Genomic DNA, 17,729 nt, shown 5'->3' with positions numbered 1-17,729 from the left:
GGCGGAGGGCTTAACAGACGTTCTCCCGTGGGAAACTGTATGCTCGACCAGTTCCGGAAACGCCTCCGCGCGGCGGTCAGACGGCTCCGGCGGGTTGAGCGCCGTGAACTACAGGACTTCAGACGCTGGGCCGAGGTGACCAAAAACCTCGTCCACCTCTCTATGCTGGTGTTCGTCCCGCTCGCCATCGTGCTGGTGACGACGCTCGCGAACGCCGTCCCACAACTGAGTTTCCTGCTGTTTCCGCCGCTCGCTGCGGGGTCGTACACGCTGTTCGTCGACCCGACGAGCAAGTACTCTGACCCGAAGCGGTTCGTCGCGGGACTCACTATCGGCGCGGTCTGTGGGCTGGGGGCGCTTGCTGTCTCGAACAGCTATCTCACAGCCGCGGGCGGACAGTTCGGCGTCAACGCGCTCGGTGCTGGCCTCGCCGTTTTCGCGACTGGTGTTGTCACCTGGCCGCTGGACATCGAGGAGCCGTCGTCGTACTCTACCGCCCTGCTGGCGCTGCTGGTCGAACCGAACCAGCGGGCGACGTTCGTTGCCAGCATCTTCCTCGCCAGTACACTCGTGGCAGTCCTCTTTGTCATCTGGCGCGAGCAGTTCTACGAGCAGCGAGCGACGTACCTGTACGAGTCGATGTCCGGTGACGACCACGTTCTCGTCCCGATGCGCGGCGACTCAGCGGGCCAGACAGCGATGCTGGGCGCACGACTCGCGGCCGCCCACGAGGCCGGCAAAGTCGTCCTGCTGGACGTGGTTTCGGACAGCGATACCGCCACGGCCCGGCAAGCCCTCACGCGGGACACCATACAAATGGACATCCGGTCGGAGAGCGGGTCAGACTCACCATCGGCCCGGACCCGCCTCGTCGGGGATGGCGGTGACCCGGCCACTGCGGGGATGTCGCCCGACAAGACCGACCTCGAAGCGGAAGTCGACTGGCTGGAGACCCACGCCGACCGGATCGAGACGCGAACGGGCGTCTCCTGTCAGGTCGTCGTTGCGAGCGACGATGGCTCGCCGGCCAAGACGACGCTGCAAACCGCGGCCGAAACCAACTGCGACCTCATCGTCGCACCCTACGAGAGCCAACATGGGGCGCTGACGCCGTATCTACAGCGGCTGTTTCGCAGTCAGAGCGACATCGTCGTCCATCGGTCCCGGAGCGACCGGACCCGCTGGAAACAGGTCATCGTCCCGGTGCGGTCTGTCAGCGACGTGGCCCACAACATGGTCGACTTCGCCACGCGACTGGCCGGCCGAAGCGGGCGGGTCGCTGTCGCGACCTGTATCGGCTCCCGTGGGGACCGCCGCCGGGCTGAAGAGATGCTTGCGGACCTCATCGAACCGTACGAGGGCGCGTTCGAGACGAGGGTTCCACGGACAAGCATCCAGACGTTCCTATCCGATACTGCATCGCAATACGACCTCGTCATGATCGGAGCAAGCCGTGACCGGAGCAAGGCGTCGCGGTTCATCTCCCCGCCGACGTTCGAACGGCTGGAGGACGTGGAGACGGACATCGCTATCGTCGACCGTGGCCGGCCCTAGATATCTGCGTCGTCCTCGTCGTTCACGTCGAGCAGGTGGTCGGCAATGTTCTCCATCCCCTTCCGACCCAGTGCCGACTGAACGATGAGGTGGCCACCGAGCACTGCCGGGCTGATGACTGTGTCCGCGCCCGCTCGGCGGAGCTTCTCGATGTTCTCGCGGTCGGTTGCCCCGGCGACGATGTTTACCTCCGGATTAAGCGTCTGTGCCGTCAGTACCGCCAGCGCGTCCTGTGCGTCGTCGTTCGTCGCTGCGACGACCGCCGCGGCTTCCTCGATACCGGCCCGTTGCATCGGCTCTTCGTCGCTCGGGTCCGCGGTCAGAACGGCGATGTCCTGTTGTTGGAGCCGCGTGGCCGTCTCCGTGTCCGGCGTGATGACCACGAAATCGATTGCGCCGGTCAGTTCTTCGATAATCGGTTCCGTCAGGTCGCCGTGGCCGAGCACCAGTACGTGGTTCTCGAGCAAGTCCAGTTGTGCGTCAGTCATGTTTCCGAGTGCCTCCGAAAGCCGCTTCTCGATTGCCGGGCCCAGCAGTGACCCAAGCGCGATGGCGAAACTGGCCGTTCCGAGGACGACTACCGACATCCCGAACAGTTTCGCCTGCTGGCTCTGTGGGGTCACGTCACCGTACCCGACGGTACTGGCCGTGACCAGCGTGTAGTAGAACGCATCGGTCGCCGTCGACAGATTGGTGAACTCGTCCCGGAGCGCGTACGACCCCGCCGTTCCGTACATAAGCGAACCGAGGAGTGCCGCGCCCGCGGCCAGTTGCGCTGTCGAGAGGTCGACCGCCCGGTCGAACCGCCGCCGGTTCAGTAACATCGCCGGGAGCGAGAGCAGCGAGAACACGACGAGTGGTATCGACAGCGCTGAACTCGGCACTGTACCGACGAACGGAATCGACACCTCGGAGCTCTGTACCAGCCCCTGAATCGCCGCCACGGGCAGTAAGACGATGGTCGCGTACCACGCGATTCGCAGGCGGCGTCGGAGTCCGACGACGCTGACGAGTAGCGTGAATCCGGTGAGCGCACCAGTAAATCCGGCGGTGCGCTGGATGCTTCGCGGAATGAGGTCTCCGAGCGGTCCGCTGATCGATACGGCACTGATGTTGACCACACCAGTGACGAACGAAAGCACCGCCACCAGCACTGGCAGGATGATCGTCGTTCGTGCCCCCAACCAGTTCCGCGGCCTGTCCATACCCATCCAGATTACAGCGGTCGGTGTAAATGTACTGTCCGCGGGCCGGAAGCGATTTACTACCGGCCATGCAGGATGTGGACATGGCTTCGCTCCCGGTCGAGGTGTTGATGGGGATCTATCTGGGGTTGTTGGTGGGAGTGATACCGGCGCTCGTGTCGTGGGCGCTAGGGTTTACTTTCAAGTACTTTACTGGTATTACCGTGCCAGGGTTCGGTGTTGTCGTACTGGCAATCGCACTTGCCGGCGTTAGCGGCGGCCTCATGGCACTGGCGGACAAATCGATTACGCAGGCCCCCAACGCCGAGCGAATCATTACTGCAATCATCCTCGTCGGGATGGTGTCGCTGTACGCACATAGCAAGGGTGACCAACTCGGCGCGAACTTCCCGAAGCGGCTCTCCTTACAGGGGTTACGTGACAAGAAACTCTCCGCCGACGTGGTCGAGTTCGTCGGCGGCCGCGACGAGGTCCGTATTCGCATCGTCGGCGACGTGGCCGACATGGAGGGGTATCCGCCGCTCTCCGAACCGCTCCGGGCCGAGATCCGCAACGAGGAGTGGCGGTTCCCGGCCGACCTCCGTATCGGCGAACTCGAACGCCGGATGGAGGAGCGGCTGAAATCGGCGTTCGACCTCGGCGATGCCGCTGTCTCGATAGACGAACAGGGGCAAGCGACGGTCGTCGCCGCGCCGCCGTTTTCGGGCCTGTCCAAGCGCGTAGGCGACAATCGCCACGCTGTTTCGGTCGAGGCGCTGTTGCCGACCGGGCTGGCCCGCAACGACGAGGTGACAGTACTGACTGAGGACGCACAGGTTCGGGGGACTGTCGTCAGTGCCCGGTCGGACCCGGTGGCAGATGAGACGCCGGCCGAGACGCCAACGGAACCGGATATCGCGGACGCCGAGGCACCCCCAACGCCGGTCCAGGCACCGACGACCGACGGCGGTGAGGGCCGACTTACCGTCGCCGTGACTCGGACGGATGTCCAACCACTCCTTCGGTCAGCCCGGCCAAAGGTCGTGGTCGAACCCCGCGGGACACACCGGGAGTACGAACTGGTCTCCCTCCTCCGGCGGGCCGGGAGCCGGTTTCGCCGTCTCACGGTTCGCGCCGACGGCCCGCTCGACGGGACGACGCTCCGGGACGCCCACGTCCGGGAGGCCTACGATGTTGCCATCGTCGCTATCCGGACGCCGGACGGCTGGCAGGTCGCGCCCCGCGGCGACGCAGCCGTCGAAGCCGGCGACGAACTGTACGCGATTGGCCGCCCCACCGACCTCGATGCCTTCGTGGAGGCGGTCGCATGACGCCGCTCGGCCCGACGCTGCTTGCACAGATCGGTGCAAACCTGCAACTGGGGACGGTGCCACGGACGCTTGTCGAGGGCGTTGTCCGGCTCCTCGCTATTACGATCCTCGCCGCGACGCCCGCGGGCGCGATCGCCGTCTTCTACCGCTGGTACGTCCGTGAACGCATTCAGACCGGGCTGGCGCTCCTGTTTGGACTGACTGCGGTCGTCCTCGTTATCGGCGCGACGACCGCGCTCAGTGAGGTCATCCTCGGCGACGACGACGTGCTGGCGGCCAGTGCGGTCCTGTTGAATCTCGCTGCGTTCCTCGCCGGCGGCGTCGGGGCCTACGGCGGACTGCGGGTCGGGGACCGACTGGGCGTCGACCTCTTTGCCGCAACCGGGGGCCGAAACATCGACGCCGACGTGAGCGAGATCGTCCAGACCGTCGGCCGCGTCACGTCTGTTCGCCTCCCGGAAGACATCGACGACATCATCGGCTACGATCCGATGCCTGAGGAGACGAAAGAAACGCTCGCTGACCGCCGCTTTCTCTTCCCTCGGCGGCTGACGAAAGACGAACTCCGCGACCGGCTAGTTGGCCGGCTCAAGACCGACTACGGCGTCGGCCACGTCGACGTCGAACTGGCCGACGACGGCACCGTCGAGTATCTCGCCATCGGCTCGCGGGCGGCCGGTATTGGCCCGACGCTGCCGCCCTCGACGAACGCCGTTGCCATCCAGGCCGACCCGGCCCATGCCGCGAGCGCTGGCGATCTGGTTCAGGTCTGGGAGCAAGCGTCGTCGAAACGCGTGCTCACCGGCGAACTCCGGGGCGTCGCCGACGACGTGGTAACGGTCGCTATCGACGCCGCCGACACGCCGAAACTCGACCCGCAAACGCAGTACAAGCTCGTCACGCTCCCGGTGCAGGACCGCTCCGACCGGGAGTTCGCTTCGCTGCTCCGTGCGGCCGACGAGACGATGGGCACCGCCACTGTCGAACCGGGGAGCACGCTTGACGGCGCGCCGGTCGGCAGTCTGGCAGTCTCGGTGGTCGCGATTACCCACGACGACACAGCGCCGGAGACAATCCCCTCCCGCGAGCGCGTCCTCGCAGTTGGAGACACAATCTACGCAATCGCTACCCCGGACGCGTTGCGGCGGCTGGAGGAAGCCACGGAAGGGACAGGCGAACCGACTTCCACGGCGGCTGTGACAGACGAGCGGGGAGACGATACTGATGACTCGGACGCTCAGCCAGGCGCGTCTGACGCTGCTGACCGGAGCGAACAGACTGACGGACCGGAACCGACAGCGTCCGACGCGACCGACGACGGTGCTACGAACGTCGACGGAGCCGAGACTGCTGCCGATGACACGACCGACGCCGACACGGACACAACCACGGCTGACACCGCCACTGCCGACGAGCCAGCAGACACCACTGTCGAGGATGAAGTGGCTGATACTGACCTCGCTGACGTTGGCGCTGACGATAGGACAACCGAGGCCGGTGACGAGCCTCCCGATGACGACCCGCTGGAGGCACTCCGGAATGCCGACGTAGAGGGCGCAAGCGACGATCTGACGGCTGATGAAGCGTTCGACGACCTGCCGTCGGACAACGGCGACGACACCGTCGAGGTGTGGGACCCGGAAGAGCGAATCAGCGGGACTGACGACGAGTCTGCCGACAACGACGCCGACGATAGCGGCTCGACAGACTCCGAAGCGCCGAGCGGGGACGGAGACGGCGCAGACGACGAACCGGACACTGGTGACGGTTCGGAGAAATCAAACTGACAGGCAGGTCTCGTTACTGCCAGATACACGCCGTCGCGGGCTGCCCTTCTCCCGTTCGTCTGAACGGACCGGTCACGCTATCGTCCGGAACCCTCTTTTGCCGGACGCCCGGAGTACAGCTATGGAGTGGAAACTGTTCGCACACCTCCGGGACGCGGCCGACGGCCAGTCGGTCAGCGTCGATATCGAGGAGGACGCCACGGTCGAGACGGCACTCGATGCGTTGCTCGCCTCTCGACCGGCGCTCGCCGAGGAGGTGCTCGACGAGAACGAGGAGTTGGCTGACCACATCCGGGTGCTCGTCAACGGCGAGGACCCGTTCGCCGCCGCCGATGGGCTGGCGACAGCAGTTGACGAGGAGACGGAACTCGCGTTGTTCCCGCCGGTCAGCGGCGGGTAATACGGACTGGTGGCCGGATCAGTTCTCCAGCGGTCCTGCCACCGTCACGTTCGAGATGATGATACGAACGCCGTCCTGATATTCGGTATCGAGCACCACGTCCCACCCGTGGGTCCGGGCGAGCATCCGCAGGTTCGGGAGCGTCATCCCGGCTTCGGCGTCCGGCATCGCGCCGCCGTACTCGAAAAAGGCCTCCGCCGCCGTCTCGCCCGGCGGGGTCCCGTCGTCAGTGATGACGATCTCGTCGGCCTCCCGGGACACCGCGACCGTCGACGCGTCGTTGTGTGCCGCGAACGTGAACCCGCTCTCGAAGAGGTCCCGCAAGCGTGTCGGGTCGGCGATGACCTGTCCCTTCACGTCGGCCACCATGGTGAGACCGTCAGTGTCGGCACGGTCCCAGGCTCCTTCGATGACGGGCTGGAGGTCGACAGGCATCGTTTCGTCGATTGTCTGTCCATGTCGAGCCAGCGTCGCGAGTCCGTCGACGATTTCGGACATGCGGTCGGCCGTCTCGGACGTCGACTGGAGGGATTCTTTCGCTAAGTCGACGTTCCCGCGGTCCAGCGCGTCACCGGCGGCGGAGACGCGGCCGGTGATTATCTGGAGCGTGTTCAGGAGTTCGTGTCTGATTGCAGTTGCGAACCCCTCTAACTGCTCGTTCTGTCGATCGAGTTCACGGCGACGCCGCTCGCTTTCGGTCACGTCGGTGAAGACGAGCATCCGACCGATATCGACCTGTCCCAGCGAAAACGAGGTGTTGCTGACGAGGTAGTACTCTGTCCCGTCGTCCCGGTTCCGTTCGAGAATCTGTTCGTCCGTTTGCAGGACCTCTGAAACGGCCGGTAACACCGTCTCAAGCTGCTGCCCCCGGCTTCCGGCCAGTGCCGGGAAGAGCCGCTGTGCTTTACCGTTGGACTCCTTGATGTGGTGCCCGTCGTCGAGATACACGACAGCCTCGTCGACGCCGTCGGTCAACTGCACGGCGAGAAACGCCTCGTCGTACACGTAGAGGACGCCAAACGCGAACAGTGCGACGCCGAGCGGCTCGTGGTTGATGTCGAGCAGGATCTCGCTAACGTACCCGACGATATCAAGGACTGCTGGGACTGCCGTGATCCCGACGAGAACGCCGAGCGGACGGGTGTCGTAGTCCGCTTCGAGGAACAACTCGAACAGCATAAAAAAGCCGACAGTGACGAGTGCGTAGGAGAGCCCCGTCACCACCCAGTGAAACACGCCGTGTGTGATCGCCAGATGCGGGAACGGGTCAGCAATGAACTGCGTGGCGAAGTAGAGGCCGTGAAATGGGTTTGTCAGCTTTATCATGACGATACCGAGATACGTGCCCACAGCGACCGCACGGTACAGTCGGTTCCGGTGGAATGCCCGCCCGGTGTACGCCGAACAGAAGTACAGCCACGCGCCGACCGTCGCAAGCCCGACGATGAGGCTACCGAGGTAGAACGCGTATCCAAGCGTCCCAGGCGTGATCAGGAAGCCGAGTTCCAGCGCCGCCCAGCCGCCGCTACAGAGAAGGAGTCCGACCATCCCGCGGCGGGTATCGGGGTCTTCCATGCGAGTCGCTCTGTAGAGCCCGACACCACATCCGACTGCCGCGAGGCCGTACGCCGCAACATATGCGAGAAATGCCGGCGGGCTCCCGAGCAGATTCATCTACCGATGGTATGGCAAGTATTTCAATGAGTGTTGTGACCGCGTTATCGGTTATGATAACTCTTAGCATGTCATATAAACCATCAATTGCTCCGTCTATCCAAAGTCTGTCAAGACTCGCGTACAAGATACAAGGTGCGTATCTTGCACAAGTAGTTATTCAGATAGTGGTGGACGAATCGTTTAATACAGACTTTGTATCACAGTTGTCGGTACACATTTTTGTCTCGTCCTAGTGATCGATGAGAAATTACCACTTGTTGTCTCAGTGGGGCTTAGAACGTCGTGGTAGTTCTTTGCGTATTATAATGCAATATACATTCTACTGAATCGCACATAGAGTACACTTGGCAAATATTAAGATGAGGTTATATACCATATAATGCGTATCTACTTCATGAATAGCAGAGTCTACGCAACGCTGTGGGTCACTGCCGTCATCGTCGCAATCATCGGCGTCGTCGCGCTTGGGGTCCGATCCACTCTTGATGGATGGTGGCTAGTTGCTGCCGGTGGTAGCGTACTCACCGCCCTTGCGATTCGGTCTGCGTTTCAGACTACACAGGCCCGCGTTGCTTGGCCTCTCGGTGGGATGTACGTACTCGTGACTGCCGCACTTCTCAGTTACGTCGCACTCTTTGCTGCTATCGGGATCCCATGGGGTGACATTCCGTTCTGGGCACGGGTAGCGGTTCTTGTCACCGGTGCGCAGGCGCTATTTCTCGCCGCCGCTGTTCGTGTTACTGGAATACCATTTGTCGAACGGGTGGTTGTCCCTGCCGCAGGTCACCTCTTGCTGTTTGCCGGGTCAGTTTTGATCGTTGGCGTCCTCCTGTTCGGAGTCCCGTGGGTGGTGACCTACGCAGTGGCACTGATCTATGCGACGGGGTTTTCAGCACTCGCGCTGCACACCTTCTGGCTCGGTCAACACGCTGATTCAGTAGTTCCTCCGAGACCCTTCACAGTCCATCGCTACTGGGAGCAGGTGCTGATCGTTGCATTAATTGTCGGTCTGGTTAGCATCGCAATCGCCAGTATCACCCTCAGGGGCAACGTCTCGATCGACCTTGCCCCGGGAATATCGCAGGCCAGAATAGCCTCCATCATCGCCGCTAGCGCCGCCATAATCGCGGTTGCCACGCTCGTCCCACCAGCTGTTCCGGTCAAACTATTGAGGGGACTCACCGGTCCAATTTCGACGATTACCCAACACGCCGTGATGACACTCATCATATTGAACGCGCTAGTCATCGCGTTGCTGTTCGTGATTCCATCAGCATTTCCGTGGATTCTGGGTGGATATCTCACGCTCCTCATCGTCGGGGTTATGATCGAGTACGGAATGGTCGCACACGCTCTTCGCAACCGTCCCGAACGCTCCTCAGACCATGCGTTCCACTCACTGAATACCCTCCTGTGACGCTGGTTGTCACCGCGTTCGACGAGGCTGATGTCCTTCCAGCGAGTCTCGACAGCAACCTCGATGTGCTCGATGAACTCTCGGTACTGCTGGTCCCGGCAGAGAAATCTACGGACCGGACGGTGGCAATCGTGGAGGAGTATCGGGAACGGTATCCAGATCGCGTCCGCGTCATCGAAGGAACGACCGGTTCGAAAGCAGGCGATCTCAACCTTGCTTGGGAGCACATCGATACCCCCTATGTGCTGCTTCTCGACGCAGACGAGACCGTCAATGCAGGCTTTGTTGCCCGAGGACTGGCCGTTCTGGAGGATTTTCCATCTGTCGGTATCGTCCAAGGTCGAAAAGTCGAGCGCCATCCGTACGATAGCTGGTTGGCACGATTCGTGACCATCGAGCGTCGACACAGCACGTGGATAGATCACCCCTTTATGCACGACGTGTTTGGGGCGAGTCACTTCGCTGGGTCTGCAGCGCTGTTGCGCCACGAAGTACCGTTGGCTGTTGATGGTTGGTCGGACGAGACGCTTACCGAGGACATAGATCTCACACTGCGCCTGTATCTCGACACTGACTGGCGTGTTCGATACGTGCCTGGGATGGTTGCACAGGCACTCAACCCTAAATCTGTCCTGGCGCTCGTACGGCAACGTCGCCGGTGGGCACGCGGATGGGTCGATGCACTCGCGACGTATGGCGTCGTTATCCTCCGCAACGGTCGACGACTGGGCTGGACCCGAAGCGTGGGATTGATTTGGTTGCTGTTCATGGCGGTCAATGCACCGCTTTACACTGTCTTCCCCGCACTCATCGTCGTCTGGTTGCTCGGACTGGCTCCGACGGTTCCAATCTGGCTAGTGGCGAGTCTCGCGATTATCGTCTTTCCCGCAAGGGTCACGATATTCGGGTATGCTGCTCTCCGTGATCCGGAAATACCAGTTCGAGCGAGTCCACTCACCATCCTGGAACTAATCTTCCACGCGTATCTCTGGATCCCGTTGACCTGGCTCATTCAACTACACGCGCTCTATCTACAGCTTTCCGGCGCGCCCAAAATCTGGGAAGGAACAGAGAAGGATACTGGAAAACCCAGCAAAACCCCATCCTCTTCGCCCGTAAGGGTTGGACAGGCTCGACGAAGATAAGAGCCTTAGCCCATAAGTATCAAATTTCCAGAACTATCGCTTCGTCGTCGCTCCCATTATGCAATTCTGACCATTAGATACTGAACTTGACCCCCTAAATTCAGCAGTCGCTGAGTTGATTGGTTAGGGATATGCTGCATTTCACACCGCTGGATTACCGTTATGACTGTGGATGACAGACGATTATCAGCAATCGAGCGAATGGGCCAAACAGCATCGAGAGTCGTTGACAACGCGCCATACCCACGAGGATGTCCTCACCGATCGAGAGTTCGAATTACTGTTAGAGCATGCAGTTCACTCCCCGAGCCGCAGGATCTCCAAACACGGTTCGTGTGCTTGGCATCTGGTCGGCTTGGACTTCGCGCTGGTGCGACCTCTCACTTCCACGCAGAGTGGCTCGATTGGGATCGGATGCTTCCTCGCATTCCACAACACAATCCTGCGAGTGTGGGTACTGTCGGCGGCAAGCAACACAAGAGACGACGCATAATGAGGATCTTACACACGAGGAAGCGATGGACGCGAGGTGACATCCCAAGACAGTCGCCTCCGCGCGATCTACCCCAATCGACCTCTCGCTTCGGTTGGAACTGTGTCTGGTACGGTTCACCGGCCAATATGATTCGTTTCCGGGGTCACGCAGTGCTGTGAACAGGCGAGTGACGGCCGCTGCCGAAGATGCAGACATCAACGGTCAGGTATATCGGCATTGTCTCCGAGCGACTGCAGCCAGCTATCACGCGTATCAGGGGGTCGTACCGGTTCCACTCCAAGCACTGATGGGCTGGCACGATCTGGCAACGGCACAGAACTATATCCGCATTTCAGGCAGGGCAACAGCCGACGCGCTCCGGCAGGTTCACCACCAATAACGGTAATCACACATCTATCATTTCTCAATGCGACTGCTGAATAGAACGCGCATATTGATTACAGAAGACGAGTCAACACAGAATAGTGTGTACAATATTCTGAAAGCATTGTTAACCCCTATCTCTGTTGGTTACAACTTACAAGTAGATCTTTTTCTGTCAATCTAGGTAATAATCACCGTTGCCAACAGGTGTTTTCCCCTGAAAAATAACTCTTGGGCATGGCAAAGATACAATTTATTACTATTGCTTGTAATGATGCGGAACGGCTGGCGGAGTTCTGGGCGGCAGCCCTCGATGGTGAACGGCAGGACCTTCCGGCATCGCTTGATCCAGAACTTGTTGAGCGTCCTAGCGGTAGCCCAGATCTGCTGTTCAAAGAACAACCGAAAGGAACGGAGCGAGACCTCCCCATCCATCTTGACTTGGCAACCGAGAATCGTGAGGAGACAGTTGAACAACTCCGTCAACTCGGGGGAACCGTCCGTGAAACCAAGACCGAAGCGTACGAAACGCACACTTCAACCTGAACAGTAATGGAAGATCCAGAAGGAAACGGCTTCTGCGTGAGCGAATATCAACAATAGCTGGGTGACAGTGGCTTTTTCAGTTAAGGATACTTGAGATATTTGCGGACAGAGCCAAATCAAGTACTCACCAGCTGAAACAAATGGTGAAGCTGTGCTGCATATATCCTCTATATCTTGCACTACTTTCTGTAACTATCTCCACCGCAACATTTTCTATCCCGAACTGCGGCACAGTAAGTCGGCTGTGGCTGTTTCTATGACACGCTGAACCCTTCGAGACCGTCTATCTCGAACACGAAGTCCGGGCACTCATCGATGTTCCCGCTGGCGTACGCGGCCTGGGCGACGTGGCGCGGTGTCTCGGGGATGAGGACCCGCGTCCCGTCAACGCCAAGGCTCGCTGCGTCGGCGGCTATCGCCGTGAACAAGGCCCGTGCAGCGTCGGTATCGCTCCACACCCCGACCGCGTACTCTGCGAGTTGCTCGCCGTCAGCTTCTGCCGTCCGGACCCGACAGGCCATTCCTTGTGGTTTATCCCCGACGGTCAGGACCGCTTGGTCAGTCGCCAGCTGGTCGAGCGTTTCCCGCGTCAGCGTCGAGAGCGCCCAGCTCTCCCCGCTGTCGAGTGCAAGCCCGGACAGGACACCTCGGCCGTCGCTCTCCTGCCAGTAGCGCCACGCTGCCGCGGGGTCGTTTCCGACAGTCATTTCGGGCGTCTCGTCCGCCGGATCGGGGTGCGCCCAGCGGAACGACGTGACCGCTTCGAAGCCAGCAGCCAGCGACTGGCCGAGGCCGGCCTCGTTCCAGGAAAACACCATGCTTCGACCGACTGACGCGCCGGCGTCGGCCGCCCATTCAATGAGGTGGTCAGTCAGCAGCGACCCGATCCCCTTCCCCCGGTGGTCCGAGTCGACACGCATCCCCTGAAACCATGCCTCGGTCTCGGTGAGTATGACGGCCTGCGCGATGCCGACGGCGTGGCCGTCGACGTCTGCGACGAGGGTTTTCCGGTCCGCGCCGTCGTCGTTGACCCACTCACGGAACACGTCGGGGATGTAATCGGCCATCGCACGGTCGGCCCAGACATCGCTGGTCAGGTCGACAATATCGTCATAGTCGTCGTGGCGAGCCGTCCGGACAGTCGGCGACATACCGGGAGACTCGCCCGCGACAACAAAAAAGAGACGCTCCGGTGTCGGAGTCGCTGTTCGCACCACGACCGCATCACTGCGCCGGCCCCGGTGCTACAACCAGGGTGTCGAGCGCTGCTGAATCTCGCCGGCAAGGGGCTCCTGCATCGTATCGGCAACGTCGTCGCTGTTTGCCAGCGTCCACATGAGTTTGACCTTCGCTGTGCCGGGGAGCATGTCCTCGCCCTCGATGACGCCGGCGTCAAGCAGGTCCCGGCCGGTGTCGTAGACGCGGTCACAGACACGCCCTTCGAGGCACTGGCTGGTCATAACCAGCGGGATGTCCAGTTCCTCGATGGTCCCGATCCAGTCGGTGTTGACGTGGCCTAGTCCTGTCCCCTCAATGACGATGCCCTCGCTGTCCTCGGCGGCAGCTTCGAGCAGCGACGGGTCCATCCCCGGTGAGAACTTCAGGAGTTCCACGTCGGTTTCGATATCGTCGTGCAGCGCCAAGTCGACGGCGTCCCGTTCGGCGTATTCACGGTGGAACGTGACCGTGCTCTCGCCGTCGATGTCGTAGTCGACCTCGCCAAGCGGCTTCGCACCGACCGTCTCGAAGGCATCCCGGCGCGAGGTGTGGTTCTTCCGGACGCGAGTGCCGCGGTGGAGCGCACAGCGGTCGTCGGACTCGTCGGCGTGCATACAGACCAAGACCTCCGCGCAGTCGCTCGTCGCGGCCTCGACCGCCGAGACGGCGTTCATCACGTTATCGGAGGACGGGCGGTCAGCCGACCGCTGGCTGCCGGTGAAGACGATTGGGACCGGCGTGTCGAGCATGAACGACAGCGCCGACGCGGAGTACTGCATCGTGTCGGTGCCGTGCATGACGACGATGCCGTCCGCGCCGGCCTCGATTTCCTCGTGGACCGCCTGCGCGAGGTCCTGCCAGACTGCCGGGGTCATGTTCTCTGAGAGGATGTTGGCGACGACGCGGCCGCGGTAGTTCGCCATCCCGGCCAGATCCGGGACCGCTCGTAGTACGTCCTCGGCGTCGAACTGGGCCGTCACCGCGCCGGTGCGGTAGTCGACCGTCGAGGCGATGGTTCCGCCAGTGGAGATCAGCGACACCGTCGGGAGGTCGTCGTCGAACTCTATTGCTGACTGGCTCTGTTCGTCCTGTGCGCTCTCGACGTCGTAGACATCCGACTCCAGCACGTCGACGGATGCGTCCTCGCGGTCGATGCCGACGTTGTACCCGCCGTCAAGCTTGACGACGAGATGCTCTGGGGTGCTGGAGGGGAGCAACACGCCCTCGTAGGTCTGGGCCGCGCGCTCGACGCGGACCCGGTCGCCTGCGTTCATGCGCGGCACTTTCCGCCGGTGGGACTTGAACCCACTCGTTTCGGTGTGCACCGCGGTGAGTCTCGGCCCGTACTGTCGCCGTGCATCACTGCAACCGCCGCTACCCTTCCCTGTGACACTCGCCCCTTGTCTGGCAACCCTGAGAAAAAAGCGTTGCAGCTGCAAACCACGGATGGTGTCGTCCCACAGCGTTATCCCACTAGACAGTCATCTAACAAGTATGGCAGACAACAAGAACGGCCGCGAAGCCCAGGCCCAAAACGAGGAGCGCCGCCAGCGGAAGCGCGCTATCGCCGAGGAGCTTGAGCGCGCGGACGAACCCGAGCCGCCGGTCGATCCGGCGGAACTCGCGTACTTCGAGACAGAACTCGAATCGCTCGAATTCCCGGCGACAGCGGCTGACGTGGTCGCTGCGGTCGGCAATCGGGAAATCGAGTCGGTCGATGGGACGTACACTGTCGCGGACCTCCTGCCCGATGCGGAGGTCGAGTCCTTCGAATCGCCAGCCGAGGTCCGGACGCGAGTCCAGCGGCCAACGGTAGCGGGGGCGATGAAACGCGTCGTGGAGGCCGCCGCCGAGCACCAGAGCGCGTCCTTTGGGGCCTCACAGCGCGACGGCTACGAGCGGACGTTCCGGGAACTGCGGGCTATCGACGCGGATGACGACGACGAGGGCATCCGGGTTGTCGCCGACTGGATTATCGAGCGCATCCACGAGAAGGAGACGCTTCCCGGGTCCCGCGACGTCCGCCGACAGGCGGCGAAGTTCTGCCGGTCGAACGGCTACTCGGTTCGCAACGACGAGTGGCTCGGTATCTGAGCGACACACCACTGGTCCCCTGACTGCCGGCAGACCCCACAAGGACCATACTACTCGCGGTCCCACACTCTGTATGGCCGAACGAACCGAGGAACGGACCCGCGACGCGAACGCGAACTCGGGCAGTGACCTCGGCGTCGATGTTGGCACAACCGAGTCGGTCGAGACGGATGTTGCTGTCGGGGAATCGGGCGGAGCGGAGCCGTCTGTCACCGAAACGTCTACGAAAGACAGCGGGAGCTACTTCTCACTGCGGGCGCTGCTGTTCGCTTTCGGGGCGGTCGGCGGCGGAATGGTGCTCGGCGGGCTGATACCGCTCGTGCCGTTCACCGAACTGGTCGGTATCCTGCTTGGCGGCTTCGTTTACGGACTGCTCGCCAGCGAGCGCCGATACGTCGAACTGGGGCTGGCGGGCGGTGTCAGCGGCGGTGCGACGGCTGTGCTGTCTCTCCTCCCACAGCTCGCCGCTGGGCTGAACGGAACCAAACTGTTCGCCATCGCCGGCGGCGTCGGCCTCGTGCTTGCGCTCGTCGGGCACTACTTCGGGCGTGACCTCCGTAGCGGACTGACGAAAGACCTGTAGTTCTCCCGACGGTACATTCTGGCCAGTGGCGCGACCGCCCTTTCTGGACTTACTGTACTTGATAATCCTGTCGTCTAATATGCCGCACATCAGTCGGCCAAACGATCTCGAAGTGTCCTGCCGATAGCCTGCCTGCGAAAGAGTCCCCCGATAGCAGTGTCGACGTGAACGGACTTCATGTTGCGTAATATCGATTGTCTCGGTCTTGTCATCTGGTAGTAAAATAACCCATATATCCAGAATATTGGGCTGTATCTGACCATCTGATACACTTTCATGTATCTAGGTCATAGTATATTGAGTTGGCAATGCTTATAACTCTCGTATGTAAACCCCGGAACAGAACGCATGGCACCAGAAACGTACGGGCTTATCAGCCTGTTTCCGGCGATGCTCGCCATTGTACTGACGTTGTTCACTCGCCAAGTACTGCTCTCGCTGTTTGCAGGTATCTGGATCGGCGCGACAGTGCTCGTCGGTTGGAACCCAGCCGCCGGCGCTGCTCGGAGCCTCCAGTTTGTCGTAGATAACGTGACAGAGTCGTTCAATGTCAAACTCCTCCTGTTCACGTTCCTCATCGGGGCAATGTTGGGGATGATCTTCCTCTCTGACGGGATGAATGCGCTGGCATCACAGATGGTCAAGCGTATTCGGACTCGTCGCCAGGCGGCGCTTGGCACGTCGCTACTGGGGATGACTATCTTCGTCGACTCGTACGCCTCGACGATGATTACCGGGTCGGTCATGCGGCCGATCACCGATAAGTTCGACATCAGTCGCGAGAAGCTGGCGTACATTCTCGATTCCACCACTGCACCAACCGCGTCGATATCGGTCGTCTCGACGTGGCTCGGATTCGAGGTCGGACTCATCGCCGAGCAACTGAGTACAATTGGGGTCGATCGTAGCGCGTTCCTGCTGTTCCTCGAATCGATTCCCTATCGGTTCTACAGCTTGCTCGCACTTGCAATGGTTTTCATTGTCGTCATCGCGGATCTTGACTTCGGCCCGATGGCGAAAGCCGAACGCAGAGCCAGAGAAGAGGGCAAAGTCCTCGGCGACAACGCTGATCCCCTCATGGAAACGCAGGAGGATGATATCGTGACGCCGGACCATGTCGAGCCGCGGTGGTGGTACTTCGCCGCGCCAATCGCCACACTCGTCGGGGTGACCGGGTTTTCACTGTATTACTCCGGCGGTGGGTTCGCCGGACGGGGCCTCACCGAGGCGCTGTCGAACGCGGCCACTGCGGATGCCATCGTCTGGGCCTCGTTCTCGGCCTGTCTGGTCATCCTGACGATTCTGGTCGGCCACGCACGGATCGCGGTCGACGAAGTGAGCGACGCTATCTTCGAGGGGTTCAAAATGGTGATGTTCCCCGTTGCGGTGCTCTCGCTCGCATGGTCCATCGGTGCTGTGAGCCAGGCACTCGGCGTCGGTCCCTACGTCGTCGCTATCAGTGAGGGGATTATTACGGCTGGGATGCTGCCTGCCATCATTTTCCTCAGCGCCGTTATAATCAGCTTCAGCATCGGCACGTCTTGGGGGACGATGGGTATCCTGTTCCCGGTCGCGATCCCGCTTGGACACGCGCTCGGCGCGCCGCTGGCACCGGCTATCGCGGCAATTCTGACTGGCGCGCTGTTCGGCGACCACTGTTCCCCCATCTCGGACACCACGGTGATGTCGAGCATGTTCGCCGCGAGCGACCACGTCGACCACGTGAACACCCAGATTCCCTACGCAGTGCTGGCCGGCATCGTCGCAACCGGACTGTTCCTGATGGCCGGCTACGGCGTTCCGGCGTACATTGCGCTTCCGATCGGACTGGCCGCTGTCGGGTCAGTGACGTACCTGCTCTCGGAACAGCTTTCGGTCGAGGTCCCGAGTTCGTACGGATCGAAGGCGGACTGAGACTGTCCCGTCCCGAAGCG

The 17,729-nt window shown here is 61.4% G+C and carries 15 protein-coding genes; 11 read left to right on the top strand and 4 right to left on the bottom strand.

Going from position 1 to position 17,729, the window contains the following annotated elements; genetic code table 11:
* Positions 1 to 39 precede the first annotated feature (39 nt).
* On the top strand, positions 40 to 1,554 hold the full coding sequence (locus C443_RS09385) for an HPP family protein (protein WP_005535860.1): 1,515 nt from the start codon (positions 40 to 42) through the stop codon (positions 1,552 to 1,554).
* Here the strand turns inward: C443_RS09385 and C443_RS09380 are convergent.
* Positions 1,551 to 2,759: an NAD-binding protein gene (locus C443_RS09380; RefSeq protein ID WP_005535858.1), complete on the bottom strand. Its 1,209-nt coding sequence runs from the start codon at positions 2,757 to 2,759 to the stop codon at positions 1,551 to 1,553. The genes C443_RS09385 and C443_RS09380 overlap by 4 nt on opposite strands.
* 29 nt (positions 2,760 to 2,788) lie before the next feature.
* On the opposite strand from C443_RS09380, the gene C443_RS09375 reads away from it, so the two are divergent.
* From C443_RS09375 to C443_RS09365, 3 genes are all read left to right on the top strand, one after another.
* A complete protein-coding gene (locus tag C443_RS09375) occupies positions 2,789 to 4,069 on the top strand; it encodes a potassium channel family protein (RefSeq protein WP_049943985.1) in 1,281 nt (426 codons plus the stop codon).
* On the top strand, positions 4,066 to 5,856 hold the full coding sequence (locus tag C443_RS09370; RefSeq protein WP_005535854.1) for a TrkA C-terminal domain-containing protein: 1,791 nt from the start codon (positions 4,066 to 4,068) through the stop codon (positions 5,854 to 5,856). The genes C443_RS09375 and C443_RS09370 overlap by 4 nt, the downstream gene beginning before the upstream one ends.
* A 121-nt stretch (positions 5,857 to 5,977) precedes the next feature.
* A complete protein-coding gene (locus C443_RS09365) occupies positions 5,978 to 6,256 on the top strand; it encodes a ubiquitin-like small modifier protein 1 (protein WP_005535852.1) in 279 nt (92 codons plus the stop codon).
* Positions 6,257 to 6,274: 18 nt separating this feature from the next.
* Here the strand turns inward: C443_RS09365 and C443_RS09360 are convergent, their stop codons facing one another.
* Entirely contained in the window at positions 6,275 to 7,930 is a 1,656-nt protein-coding gene (locus tag C443_RS09360) for a histidine kinase N-terminal 7TM domain-containing protein (RefSeq protein ID WP_080505472.1), read from the bottom strand.
* A gap of 382 nt (positions 7,931 to 8,312) precedes the next feature.
* Here C443_RS09360 and C443_RS21475 point away from each other — a divergent pair, with 382 nt between their 5' ends.
* From C443_RS21475 to C443_RS21470, 4 genes are all read left to right on the top strand, one after another.
* Positions 8,313 to 9,350 carry a hypothetical protein gene (locus C443_RS21475; RefSeq protein WP_005535850.1) on the top strand — a complete coding sequence of 346 codons (1,038 nt, stop codon included), beginning with the start codon at positions 8,313 to 8,315 and terminating at the stop codon, positions 9,348 to 9,350.
* Positions 9,347 to 10,495 (top strand): glycosyltransferase, encoded by a 1,149-nt coding sequence (locus tag C443_RS09350; RefSeq protein WP_005535849.1) that lies wholly within the window; start codon positions 9,347 to 9,349, stop codon positions 10,493 to 10,495. The genes C443_RS21475 and C443_RS09350 overlap by 4 nt, the downstream gene beginning before the upstream one ends.
* A gap of 587 nt (positions 10,496 to 11,082) precedes the next feature.
* Positions 11,083 to 11,370, top strand: a complete 288-nt coding sequence (locus C443_RS22385) for a tyrosine-type recombinase/integrase (protein ID WP_394295051.1) — start codon at positions 11,083 to 11,085, stop codon at positions 11,368 to 11,370.
* Positions 11,371 to 11,591: 221 nt separating this feature from the next.
* Positions 11,592 to 11,900, top strand: a complete 309-nt coding sequence (locus C443_RS21470) for a VOC family protein (RefSeq protein ID WP_160163350.1) — start codon at positions 11,592 to 11,594, stop codon at positions 11,898 to 11,900.
* 254 nt (positions 11,901 to 12,154) lie between these two features.
* On the opposite strand, the gene C443_RS09340 is transcribed toward C443_RS21470, so the two are convergent.
* Entirely contained in the window at positions 12,155 to 13,051 is an 897-nt protein-coding gene (locus tag C443_RS09340) for a GNAT family N-acetyltransferase (protein WP_005535847.1), read from the bottom strand.
* Between the two features lie 93 nt (positions 13,052 to 13,144).
* Entirely contained in the window at positions 13,145 to 14,392 is a 1,248-nt protein-coding gene (gene gatD / locus C443_RS09335) for a Glu-tRNA(Gln) amidotransferase subunit GatD (RefSeq protein ID WP_005535846.1), read from the bottom strand.
* Between the two features lie 220 nt (positions 14,393 to 14,612).
* On the opposite strand from gatD, the gene C443_RS09330 reads away from it, so the two are divergent.
* The 3 genes from C443_RS09330 (at position 14,613) to C443_RS09320 (ending at position 17,709) form a co-directional block, all read left to right on the top strand.
* Positions 14,613 to 15,212 carry a DUF5789 family protein gene (locus C443_RS09330; RefSeq protein WP_005535845.1) on the top strand — a complete coding sequence of 200 codons (600 nt, stop codon included), beginning with the start codon at positions 14,613 to 14,615 and terminating at the stop codon, positions 15,210 to 15,212.
* A 73-nt stretch (positions 15,213 to 15,285) separates the two neighbouring features.
* The gene (locus C443_RS09325) at positions 15,286 to 15,795 is read left to right on the top strand and encodes a hypothetical protein (RefSeq protein ID WP_005535844.1); all 510 of its coding nucleotides are present in this window, start codon (positions 15,286 to 15,288) and stop codon (positions 15,793 to 15,795) included.
* 348 nt (positions 15,796 to 16,143) lie between these two features.
* Positions 16,144 to 17,709 carry a Na+/H+ antiporter NhaC family protein gene (locus tag C443_RS09320; protein ID WP_005535843.1) on the top strand — a complete coding sequence of 522 codons (1,566 nt, stop codon included), beginning with the start codon at positions 16,144 to 16,146 and terminating at the stop codon, positions 17,707 to 17,709.
* The last annotated feature ends 20 nt before the right edge of the window (positions 17,710 to 17,729 follow it).

This window comes from Haloarcula argentinensis DSM 12282 (genome assembly GCA_000336895.1).
GTDB classification, from domain to species: Archaea; Halobacteriota; Halobacteria; order Halobacteriales; family Haloarculaceae; genus Haloarcula; species Haloarcula argentinensis.
The sequence above is the reverse complement of the archived record's forward strand: the minus strand, read 5'-3'. Positions and strand labels throughout refer to the sequence as shown.

Bases quoted from the DNA above. Each gene is read 5' to 3' on its own strand.
- C443_RS09375 (WP_049943985.1), top strand. From the start codon at position 2,789: ATGTACTGTCCGCGGGCCGGAAGCGATTTACTACCGGCCATGCAGGAT.
- C443_RS09365 (WP_005535852.1), top strand. From the start codon at position 5,978: ATGGAGTGGAAACTGTTCGCACACCTCCGGGACGCGGCCGACGGCCAG.
- C443_RS21470 (WP_160163350.1), top strand. From the start codon at position 11,592: ATGGCAAAGATACAATTTATTACTATTGCTTGTAATGATGCGGAACGG.
- C443_RS09370 (WP_005535854.1), top strand. From the start codon at position 4,066: ATGACGCCGCTCGGCCCGACGCTGCTTGCACAGATCGGTGCAAACCTG.
- C443_RS09385 (WP_005535860.1), top strand. From the start codon at position 40: ATGCTCGACCAGTTCCGGAAACGCCTCCGCGCGGCGGTCAGACGGCTC.
- gatD (WP_005535846.1), bottom strand. From the start codon at position 14,392: ATGAACGCAGGCGACCGGGTCCGCGTCGAGCGCGCGGCCCAGACCTAC.
- C443_RS09380 (WP_005535858.1), bottom strand. From the start codon at position 2,759: ATGGACAGGCCGCGGAACTGGTTGGGGGCACGAACGACGATCATCCTG.
- C443_RS09320 (WP_005535843.1), top strand. From the start codon at position 16,144: ATGGCACCAGAAACGTACGGGCTTATCAGCCTGTTTCCGGCGATGCTC.
- C443_RS21475 (WP_005535850.1), top strand. From the start codon at position 8,313: ATGCGTATCTACTTCATGAATAGCAGAGTCTACGCAACGCTGTGGGTC.
- C443_RS09325 (WP_005535844.1), top strand. From the start codon at position 15,286: ATGGCCGAACGAACCGAGGAACGGACCCGCGACGCGAACGCGAACTCG.
- C443_RS09330 (WP_005535845.1), top strand. From the start codon at position 14,613: ATGGCAGACAACAAGAACGGCCGCGAAGCCCAGGCCCAAAACGAGGAG.
- C443_RS09360 (WP_080505472.1), bottom strand. From the start codon at position 7,930: ATGAATCTGCTCGGGAGCCCGCCGGCATTTCTCGCATATGTTGCGGCG.
- C443_RS09340 (WP_005535847.1), bottom strand. From the start codon at position 13,051: ATGTCGCCGACTGTCCGGACGGCTCGCCACGACGACTATGACGATATT.